This window comes from Nocardia sp. NPDC057272 (assembly GCF_042668615.1).
Lineage (GTDB): Bacteria > Actinomycetota > Actinomycetes > Mycobacteriales > Mycobacteriaceae > Nocardia.
The window spans coordinates 197,928-208,046 of the sequence record NZ_JBHUYK010000011.1 but is presented as its reverse complement, the minus strand read 5'-3'; the positions used below and the strand labels follow the sequence as shown (position 1 = coordinate 208,046).

Genomic DNA, 10,119 nt, shown 5'->3' with positions numbered 1-10,119 from the left:
AGAACCCTTTGCCGACGCGCGCCACTCTCCGAGACGCCAGCACGGAACCGGCAGAGCTCGAAGTCATCGTCCCGACGAATCCGCCCGACCTCACATCAGCCGCGGCTCGCGCATTGATGCATCGCCTCACCAACTTCGCGAGCAGGCCACAAAGCCGAACCCCGCGAAAACAGATGTCGATCCCACGGCATAGACCGAAGGCGAGACCTCATACCGCCTCCACGCCCCGTCCCGACGAAAGACCCGAGCGCCTCGCAGCTTCGGCCGCGACGATCAGAAGCACTCACAGTCGGCATGCTGGTCGACAACAGCGCTGACCCGGCAGATGGGCTGCCCCTTCAGGCTTGACAGGATTCGAACCCGCGACCACCTGGCGCGGGTTCCAGTTGTCCAGACCCTACCCGACATTGCCCAATAGTGCTCAGCACCAAGAATTTTCGCGAATCGACACTTCTCATCGTTTCGCATGAATTCGCATTGATTCCGGTCAAAAGTGTGGGGTTTCTGTGGGGGCAGCCGCTGAACGTCCGGTCGACGGGCTCATCCCTCGCGCGGGGAGCACTTCGCCGTCGCCTCAGGCGCTGTCGTCACTCGGCGGGTTGCGGCCGGCGGTCGAGCCATGCCCCGGTGTGCCGCAGCCACATCAGCGCGCGAGGATCTCAGAGGCTGGGGTCATCGGCGCCGGTGAGTCTGCGTTCGGCATAGCCGAACTCCCGCGGGCGATGGCCCTGACACCGGCGATCAGCCCGCCCAAGTCCTCGACGCGGGACCGCGATGTCCACACCGCAACCACAGATCGTTCCGGCTGCGCCACCGAGGGTTCATTACATTGCCACTACCATCGGCGGTGGTGCTCAGGGAAATAATCTCTTCACCATCGGTGATGTTCTTGAGGGTCATCGCAGCCGTGTAGCCCGTTAGGCTTACGAGCGAGCCCGCGGAATCATGCCAAGTTAAAACTCGGCTAAACTTTGCGTTCTGCTCAATGGTGAAATTATATTGTCCGCTGGCATATCTATCTTCAATTTACATCAGACGGTCGGATTTGAGAATGGCGAATAGTACATCGGGATGCTTCGGCCATGCTATAGTGTGATCGACATCACGTGAGCCATGCATCCGTCAGGTTCGCGAACGGACATGCAAGCAGAAGGGCTAGGCATGGAACCTGTCACGATTGCGCTGATCGCTGGTGCAGCAATGAAAGTCATCGGCCCATATCTCGCAAATTTCGCGACTAAGGCGGGCGAAAGCCTAGCCGCAAAGTCGGCAGATGGTGCGGTTGCTGGAGCCTTATCCGGGGCAAAAAGATTGCTCGGCTTGATCCGGAGCAAGTTTGCGGGTAACTCACAGGCTGAGGCCAGTCTCGGATACCTTGAGGCAAATCCTGACGATGAACAAGCTCAAGCGGCCGTCACGAGACACCTCGAGAATGCTATGGTCGCTGACCCGCAGTTCGCATCTTCTATCGAGTCAGAGTTGGCTCAGATTTCTAACACAAATGCGGATATTGCCTTTGTGAACAACATTCAAGGTGATGTCGGGAAGATAGTCCAAATCGAGACTGTACACGGCGATGTCACGTTCTAGCGGTCCCCAGCCAATCCACAACACAATCAACGGAAATGTGGGAAAGCTGATCCAGGTACAGAATATGTACACCGGTACCGAAATCTTTGACGAAGACACACTGGCCAAGCTCGGAGTTGCGATTGCCGCTCAAACCAATGTCTACGCAGACCGACAACGTACGCGAGCCGCTGTCAATAAGACGCTTGCGCTCTTGAAGTCGAGGGGCGTTATGTACGCCAGAATAGACTTAGAGAGTTGGCCTGCCGCATTTCGCTCGCTCAAAGACGTGCGCGACGCGCTAGCCGATCTATCTGTAGAACTGAGAAATGGACCGGAAAGTGTACGCTCGCTGGTTGATCTACTCCTGGCAGCGGTTCGCGACTATATTATCTGCTGGGAAGCGAGCTATGAGAAATCACAGCGGGTTTCATTCAGCGAATTCTGGCCTGAACAGAAGGCGGCTGGCATTGCTCTTCACAGTATCCGCGTAATAGGCCTAGCAGCAATCGAGCCGCTGGAGACCTACGCCAGTTCTAGGTAATAGGCAGGTCACCGAGAAGTTTAGAAGCCGCCGCCCGTCGCCTCGATAAGCAGGCTCGATACCTACCGAAGGAATCGGGCCGAACTGCTGGACGACTTGAAAACGTTCACATCTCCTACGACACAATCACCGAACGGTAATGGGTTATGGTCCTTGACCGAGCTCGGATCCTTCCTCAAAGTAGCCGACTATAACGACCACCGCGCCGACCGGAAGGCATGGGCAGACTCCACAGCCTTACGCCATGGCGTGCTGTCTGCCATCGCAGACGCCTATGGCCTGGACAAAGCTGTGATCGCGCAGCAAGCGAAGCATATCCGGGATATCGGCGCCGCTGAGGGCGAGCGCGCAGAAACGGATGAATGGTTTGTAGCTGCGACTGATGCATTCGATCAACCCGTTCTGGCCCATGATTTCAATGCGGTGCTAACCTCGGCTCAATTACTCCTATTGCTTTCGTGCTTGGACTCCGGCCCCGACTGGATTGTGTGGGCCATTACCAGCGTGCTGTGCAATGTCACGGCCCCCCATGGGACAGCGAAGCCATCCTTAAGACAGCACCGCCGCCGAATCGGCCCCGAGACCGGGCAACTCTGCTGTACCTTGTAGCAATTGCAACTGCCGCCGAGAAGAGCAGTGACTTACTTGCCTGGGCAGCCGGAGCCGAATCTGCAGATTATCGGATTGCTGCGCGAATCGCGGCACAGGCCGAGGGCTTGGACTCTGACGGCTCGATAGCCGATACCCTGTGCCGCGACCCGGACTTGTCGGTCCGCCCACGCGCGGCGCGGCGCGACGCAGCGTCGGCGAAGTTTTGGTCGTGCGGCCACTGCCGAACGATAAATGATCTGGATACCGAGGACTGCGCGGGGTGCGAAAACGGATCACGTCCAGATAAGTGAGTGGGACATTGACCGACGCGATACCCGCATTCAACCCCCAACCCGGCGGCCACTGCGGCGCTCCACGCGCGCTCGTTGCGGAAGAGTGCAGCACGCCGTCTGTACTGCAGCCAATTCTGGCGTGCCCGCTAAGGCGATAACAATTGTAGCCGTGAACACAAGGCCGGTGACTTCTCCGCGAGATCGGTTGTCGGCTTCAGCGTTGGTCACCATGGCCAAACCGCGTTGGACCGCCGGTCGCAAACCCACAGCGTTTCTCGACTGGGCTCGGCGCAACGGCTTGCTTCGAGTCACCGGCACTGCATACCAATTTCGGCACAATACCTACCAGCAGTGGATCCTGCACTCTCGGACCGACGGCACATGAGGCCATGGGCTGCGGACCTGGTTCTGTGCTGGCGCAGACCACATCGTCGAGTCTCACTTTCGCGCGCTCTCCACAGCTCAAGCACTTCCAAGCCGCTTGCATTGCGTCAGCGACGAGGCAGTCCGCGGCAGTCGCCCCGAGGCCGACGATCGGCGAGCTACGGGGGACGGCGCCACTTACCCGATCTGGCGCTGCTGGAGCCACCGGCCGAACTTCGAATCGCCGCTGTAGGCATCGTCTGCGGCGACCCCGGCAGTCACGCCAGCGTCCAAGGCACCGGCCACATTCGATGGGCCAGAAGCTGTTTGGTTGCGCAGTCGACTTCCTCGGCGCAGCTAGTCGGAAGCAGTCCCCGCCGCTGGTCCACGACTTGGGCACATACAGCTCCCCATCGATCAGAGTGCGACCCTGGACGCTCGGGCAAGCGTAGAAAACGCTGAGTTGGCAGCTCTGGATCCGTCCGGCAGCGCCGGAGTATTGCCGTTGCACCCAGCCGATTTCACACCCGTCTTGAGAAATCCGGTCTCGTCGACGATTAGCACGCTGTCAGGATCGCCCAGGTGCTCGACGGCCAGCCTACGCCCCGCCATGGACTCCGCCGGCATCCCACGCCGCCTTGTTCAGCATCCGCCGCATGCCGTCCGGTGTCGGGTCGCCGGCCACCTCGGGCCGCGGCCAGCCGTTCTTCCCTCCAACGGCGCCCAGCAAACCGCGCAGATACGCTCGCGCTCACATCGCGCGGCTCCGCCCGCGAAAGCCGACCCACAACTCGGGCGAACAACTCGTCCACGCAGCCAGATCCTCATCAACCAGCACGAAACCGTTTGCCAAACAACAACATCACGAAGTTTGTCTGGAGCACTAGGGCTCGGCGGGTCTCCTACTTGAGCAGAACGAACTCTTTGCCGCTCTGGAGGTACAACGGATCCTCCTTGTCGGATTCCGCGAGACGCAGTGGCTTGCCGTTGTTTTCGATCACGAGATTGCCTGACCGTGTTCCATCGGTCCATTCCAGGTAGAACCGGTACGACACGGTGTCCCCGCTGGCAGCTTTAGAGACGAGTAAGAACAGCTCTGGATCGGTGTCACTCACCTGGTAGGGAACTGCAGCGGGGTCGAGCTGAAGGTGCCCTCACCGTAGTACTGGTCGGGGTCGGCGTTGGACCCGACGATTTTGGGTGGTTCGACATCAAGGTTGACTTCGGCGAACCGGGCCTTCATCGGGCTACCGCACTGGCCGTTGAGTTTGGTCCCCCGCATCGGACCGGGCTGCCGGTCTATGACTTCAGCACCGATGCCGGTGAGCATTACCGGAGAAGGCCCTTTTCCGATGATGCTGACCAGGACCTTGCTTTGCCCCGTTTCGGCACCGTCGCGCTCTGCCGTCCACACACCGTAGCCGCCGTAGGACGGCGGCGGTCCGAGCTCGTTGATCGGCTGATGGAAAACCAAACCATCGCATTGGCCACCGATGACGGTCTTCACATCGATCGTCAACGGGGCTGGGACTGCTGAGTTGTTTTCGTCTGCTGGAAATGCCGCGACGAGGCCGATACTGGCGACCACCGCCAGCACCGTACCGATCGCACACCCCAAAAGGGCCTTGTGGGAATGTCTCCAGCTTCGTTGAACCGGTTTTTGCAACGGCATCGCCAGTCCCGGCACCGCGGCGGCAAGGGTGAAGGGGCCGTGGAAGGTGTTCCCAGAGAAATTGTTCCCACCCGACGGTGGGACAGGCGCGGGGCTACTGGGAATCATCCCCGCGCTGTGGAAGGGTCCGGCGGCTCCGCGAATCCGGCACGTACCCCGCTGATCTGCGCGTGCCCAGAGATCTCGCTGCCGCTGATCTGGACCCCGTGCCCAGTAGAAGCGACGTCGGAAATCGTCAACGCCGCCGCCACCAAACCGGACACATCCACACCGGTAACCACTTGCGGGGCATAGGCACGCACAGCCTCCAGCACAGCCGCCGCCGCCGTCCCGAGCTCGATGTCCCCGTCGGCGCCGACGTCAGCGAGGTCCTCCGCGAGAGACGCCTTCTTCTTCTCCGAGTCCGGCTTGCGTTCCAGGCCTGAAACATTCACACCCGGATATTTGCGACAGATAAGATTTTTCAGTCCTGCGTAGGCGTCTTTAACAGCTTGTGTCGCAGTCTCGCCTACCCCCGCCACAGCGCCTGCCGCGATCGCCGAAACCACCGCTGCCGTCACCGGTTCCATCTCGCCAGCTTGCCACGCCGATGCCTGCACCACACCTATACGCCGTCCATGCCGGTGACACGCAGTTTGAGGTCAGCGATGAGGATCCGTACACACGGCAGGCCGAGCGCGATCGACTGGTCGGAGTTGGCTCTCGACGGCGGGAGCAGCTGGTCGTCGCGCTCAGCGGCCACGCCCGGTTGTCGGGCGCGTGTCCAGCGATGGGAGCACACGTCACTAGCCGGAGGTCGCCGACAATCCTGAACAGGCCACCACAGCCCCAACTCCGGCGCCAGCGCCGATGACGAAGGCTGCCCCCACGGGGTGCTACCCGTTCCAACAGAACTGCTGAATCCGCAGGTGCGTACCAAACCTGGCGCCTAGTACACGCCCGCCTGCCTCTGTAAAGGATCCACTGCAAGCGCCATCACACGACCAGCGGCAGAAGCGGATATTCAGCTGGCGTCTTCATGTTCTGCCAACGGGAAGTCAGCCCTCCACTCATCCTGCCGGACTTTGATCCGAATGCACTGCCGAGTCTGGGCACCGAGGCGTCGGGGACGCCCTCGGTGATAGATAGGGCCATGACGTGCGGGTCGAACCACTTCGCCGCTGCGGGGATTGAGTTCACCGGAGCTAAGTCGATGCCGAGCCCCCTGACCGAAAAGCGACAACACGCAGGCCATCTCGAGCTTCCCTAATATGCCCACACCCCGAGCGACAGATAGCGTGTCCTACCGACCGCTTACCCCGTTCGGGGTCGGCCGGCACGGCTCGACAGGCGATAACCAATCACTTGATACATCATCTGCTAGTGGATCAAGATCAAATCGAGACTCAAGTCGGCGAGCTCGCCCAGAGGTTCGGGGTGCAGGCCCCGCAGGTCGAACTGGGCAACGCACCGGACTGGTGCGTGGACGGAGTACACCCTCGCTTGACGGTCGAGCAATTCGTCTTGGTCATCGGACCCCGATACGACGAGTTGTCACCCCTCCAGCAACGAGGTGCACTGGCCGAAGCGATCGTCAGCGCCGACTTACAGCGGGCGGGACGTTTCGCGCCCGTCATCGCTGCGTTGATGTTGCTGGGTGTGTTGCACCCTGCGATGAGCTACCTCGCCGGATACGCCACAGGACTCGGAATTCTTCCGGAGATTCCATGGTGGCAGGTTCTCGCCCTGGTGCTCGTCACCTACGGTGTGTCAGCTGTCGCGATTCACGTGTTCTGGTCTCGGCGGATCATCTATCGACTCGACCATCGGATGGCGGATGTCCTGGGCGCAGAGATGGTGTTCTCGATGCTCGACCTCGACGAACGCAGCCGACGCCGCGCCCGGGGGCTCAAGGGCATGACTCTCAAGTTCTTATGGCCCAGTAAGACTCGCCGCGAGCGGCGGATCGAATTGGGCCGTCGCGACGACTGACCAGGTGGGTGACAGAGCCCCGGCGCACACCTGCATTTCAGATACCAAACCCAACTGTGGCACGGCTCGCCCAGGATTGCATACTCGCTGCATCGGTCGAGCAACTCGGCCCGCCAACATTGGCAGCCGTGCGCGTTCGGGTTCCTCCCAGTCCACACGCTCGGTCACGACGACTGCATCGCTGGCGGAGCGCATCGTCTCGGCGAGTTCACGGCCAGCTTGACGCACTCCTCACAGCACCCAGTCCGCCCGCCGCCGACAGCGCAATCACGGCGATGCACAACTCAGCACGAGCGTCCTCACCCGCCAAACCAGACCTGCACAGGCGGGCCGTTCGGCGCCAACGGTCACATGCCGATGGGAGCGGGAGCCGACAGGATGGTCTTTCGGGTAGAGGAACTCGTCGCAGGATATGTTCCTCCGCCGATTCCACGCACCCATTCCGCTGATCGCGATCATCGCCACGATGATCAGACCGACCCGAACAGGCGCACAGACTGCGGGCCCATACATCATGTAATGAGTGGACCCGCAGCCAATGGCATTGGAGATGCACACAAATCCCGGCGAGATCGCCGGTGCGATGGCTATCGACGCAGCTTCGAGGACAATCGCTTGATCTCGCGGTGCTGCGCAGCCAGCACGGCGGTCAACATCTCTTCGGCGGCACCGGGAGGAAGCCTCGCGATGACCTTGCTGGCTGCGCCGAGCTCCATATCGGCAACCAGTTCCGCAGCGATCGACGGACGCTCGATCGCCAACGCGGCGGTGGCCACCGTGGAGTGTCGGCCCACCCCGGGTAGCCTGTCGGCGACGATCTCCGACGAGCTGGCAGGCGTCGGCGGCCGAACCCCACTTCTTCGGATGCTCGGTAGACCGGCTTCCTGGGTTGTCTTGTCGGTGCGGATGCCGCGGAAACTGGGTTGCGCACGGGCGGTCACTGACCCACCCAGTAACGCGGAGGCGTGTCACCTGGACCCGCTCATCAGTCTGACGTCCGACGGTGCTGCTGGCCCCTCGACATCTCGCTGTCGAGATCAGACGGCGTATAGGTGCGGTGCGGTGATGGGGTGGGAGGATCACGGGATGGATCCGGTTACGGCGGTGGTGGTTTCGGCGATCGCGGCAGGTGCGCTCGCGGGGGTGGGCGATACTGCGGCGCAGGCGGTCAAGGACGCCTACACCAGGTTGAAGAACCTGCTCTCGCGCAAGTACAGCGACGTGGATGTCACAGCGTTGGAGCGCAAGCCGGAATCGAAGTCGAAGAAGGACTCCCTGGCCGAAGACCTCGCCGACGCCGGCGCCGCCGGCGATCCCGAGCTCGGCACCGCCGCCGCCGCAGTGCTGGAATCAGTGCAGCAGCACGCCCCACAGGCCGTCGTCGGCGTGAACGTCACGGGGCTGGTGTCGGCGGCGTTGACGATCACCGCCGTCGCCTCCACCGGGGACGGGGTGCGGGTCACCGACTCCACGATCGAGGGCGCCACCGAGATCCGCGACGTGGAAGCAGGGTTCACGGCGTCACGGGGCCCTTCGACGGCGCGGGACTGACTTCCGGATCCTCCGCGCCCTCCGTTCCTGCCTCGATTGGAGGCGGGGCAATTTTCTCCGCTGCCGGAAGTACTTTCTACGGACCGGTCTCTGTCCACGCCCCAAATCCTGCGCCGCTGCCCCGGTCGATGCGGGAGCTGGTCCAGGTGCACGGGATCGACGACCTGCCCACGGTCGCTGAAGTCGACCCGTACTGGTTGGGAGCGACGAGCTCGGCGTTCGGGCGCGCCGGGGAGTACGGTCGCCGCGACAGCTACGTGGCTCGCACGGCCAATCGGGTCGACGAGCGTCTGTCCGAGGCCTTGGTCGGTGATCGGCTCATAGTCGTGGTGGGCCCGTCGAAGGCTGGCAAGACCCGCACCCTGTTCGAAGCAATTCACGCCGACGACCCGGACGCACGAGTGGTGTGGCCGACCCCGGACGGTGTCGTCGAGCTCGCCGCCCATCCTCGCCTCACCGACACCGAGGACACTTTGGTGGTGTGGCTCGACGACCTGCACGTCTACCTGACCAGCACAGTGCTGCTGACCCCCGCAGTGCTGGCCCGACTGTCCGCGCGCCGGGGACGGACAGTGGTGGTGGCGACGCTGCGCTCGGAGATGCGCGCCCGACTGCGGGGTGGTGGTGGCGAATTGCGACAGGAGAACCGGATGCTGCTGGAGCAGGCCGTAACCATCGATCTGGTCTCCACCAGCGAGGACCCCAACGAGCGGGCGGCCGCGACTAGCACCTACCCAGAGCAGGGCGGCGATGGTTACGGTCTGGCAGAGGTACTAGCAGGCGCGCCAGAACTGCTAGCGCGCTATGACGACGCCCGTGTCGCCGACCCTCCGTTGTACGCGGTGATCGCGACTGCGGTGGACTGGGCTCGCATCGGACGCAACGACCCGATCCCCGAACCTGTCCTCATCGACCTAGCCCTCGGCCAGCTGCGATCAGCACACCCCCACCTCGACGCCACCACGCACGGTATGCGCGCCGCAACCGCCGCCGCACGCACACCACCCGCGGGGGCGGGCCGCGCTGCCGCGCTGCTCACGACCTACCTCAACGCTGACACACGCGGTTACAAAGCCTTCGACTACCTCGTCGCTGCCGACGACGGACAAGATCACCGCTCACTTCGCCCCATTCCGGACAACTACTGGCACAACGCAACCCGCGAATGCGACCCAGCCACCCTGACAAGGGTCGGTTTTGCTGCATACACGCGGTCCAACGAAGCAATCGCGCACACCTTCTTCAGGAAGGCTGCCGACGCCGGGAGCGTCACTGCGGTATCGATGCTCGGTGCCCTGCTCGCGCAGCGGGGTGACTGGGCTGAGGCCGAACCATGGCTCCGCAAGGCCGCCGAGGCCCAGGATGCCACCGCAGCGTTCAACCTCGGTGCCCTATTCACGCGGCGGGGTGACTGGGCTGCGGCCGAACCATGGCTCCGCAAAGCCGCCGACGCCGGAGACGCTATCGCGGCCTCGAACCTCGGTGCTGTGCTCGCACAGCGGGGCGACTGGGCAGCCGCCGAACCATGGCTGCGCAAAGCCGCCAACGCAGGCGACGCTATCGCG

The 10,119-nt window shown here is 62.6% G+C and carries 11 protein-coding genes; 6 read left to right on the top strand and 5 right to left on the bottom strand.

The genetic code is table 11. From position 1 onward, the window contains the following. Positions 1–1,161 precede the first annotated feature (1,161 nt). The 3 genes from ACFULV_RS17740 to ACFULV_RS17730 all read left to right on the top strand — a co-directional run bounded on the left by ACFULV_RS17740 (position 1,162) and on the right by ACFULV_RS17730 (position 2,722). Complete coding sequence (locus ACFULV_RS17740; protein ID WP_378657889.1) at positions 1,162–1,590, top strand: hypothetical protein; 429 nt, start codon at positions 1,162–1,164, stop codon at positions 1,588–1,590. 37 nt (positions 1,591–1,627) lie between these two features. Next, a complete protein-coding gene (locus ACFULV_RS17735) occupies positions 1,628–2,113 on the top strand; it encodes a hypothetical protein (protein ID WP_378657886.1) in 486 nt (161 codons plus the stop codon). A 153-nt stretch (positions 2,114–2,266) separates the two neighbouring features. Then, positions 2,267–2,722 (top strand): hypothetical protein, encoded by a 456-nt coding sequence (locus ACFULV_RS17730; RefSeq protein ID WP_378657883.1) that lies wholly within the window; start codon positions 2,267–2,269, stop codon positions 2,720–2,722. A gap of 1,540 nt (positions 2,723–4,262) precedes the next feature. On the opposite strand, the gene ACFULV_RS17725 is transcribed toward ACFULV_RS17730, so the two are convergent. The 4 genes from ACFULV_RS17725 to ACFULV_RS17710 all read right to left on the bottom strand — a co-directional run bounded on the left by ACFULV_RS17725 (position 4,263) and on the right by ACFULV_RS17710 (position 5,774). Further along, positions 4,263–4,475, bottom strand: a complete 213-nt coding sequence (locus ACFULV_RS17725; protein ID WP_378657880.1) for a hypothetical protein — start codon at positions 4,473–4,475, stop codon at positions 4,263–4,265. Continuing rightward, positions 4,472–4,948 carry a hypothetical protein gene (locus ACFULV_RS17720; RefSeq protein ID WP_378657877.1) on the bottom strand — a complete coding sequence of 159 codons (477 nt, stop codon included), beginning with the start codon at positions 4,946–4,948 and terminating at the stop codon, positions 4,472–4,474. The genes ACFULV_RS17725 and ACFULV_RS17720 overlap by 4 nt, the downstream gene beginning before the upstream one ends. 188 nt (positions 4,949–5,136) lie before the next feature. Then, positions 5,137–5,601 carry a hypothetical protein gene (locus ACFULV_RS17715; protein WP_378657875.1) on the bottom strand — a complete coding sequence of 155 codons (465 nt, stop codon included), beginning with the start codon at positions 5,599–5,601 and terminating at the stop codon, positions 5,137–5,139. A 35-nt stretch (positions 5,602–5,636) separates the two neighbouring features. Continuing rightward, a complete protein-coding gene (locus ACFULV_RS17710) occupies positions 5,637–5,774 on the bottom strand; it encodes a hypothetical protein (protein ID WP_378657872.1) in 138 nt (45 codons plus the stop codon). Between the two features lie 620 nt (positions 5,775–6,394). Between ACFULV_RS17710 and ACFULV_RS17705 the strand changes: the two genes are divergently transcribed. Then, complete coding sequence (locus tag ACFULV_RS17705) at positions 6,395–7,003, top strand: hypothetical protein (RefSeq protein ID WP_378657869.1); 609 nt, start codon at positions 6,395–6,397, stop codon at positions 7,001–7,003. 587 nt (positions 7,004–7,590) lie between these two features. Here ACFULV_RS17705 and ACFULV_RS17700 read toward each other — a convergent pair. After that, complete coding sequence (locus tag ACFULV_RS17700; RefSeq protein ID WP_378657866.1) at positions 7,591–7,779, bottom strand: hypothetical protein; 189 nt, start codon at positions 7,777–7,779, stop codon at positions 7,591–7,593. 310 nt (positions 7,780–8,089) lie between these two features. Between ACFULV_RS17700 and ACFULV_RS17695 the strand changes: the two genes are divergently transcribed. Both ACFULV_RS17695 and ACFULV_RS17690 read left to right on the top strand, forming a co-directional pair. Then, the gene (locus tag ACFULV_RS17695) at positions 8,090–8,554 is read left to right on the top strand and encodes a hypothetical protein (RefSeq protein ID WP_378657864.1); all 465 of its coding nucleotides are present in this window, start codon (positions 8,090–8,092) and stop codon (positions 8,552–8,554) included. Positions 8,555–8,682: 128 nt separating this feature from the next. Next, a partial coding sequence (locus tag ACFULV_RS17690) for a tetratricopeptide repeat protein (RefSeq protein WP_378657862.1) occupies positions 8,683–10,119 on the top strand: 1,437 nt, incomplete at its 3' end.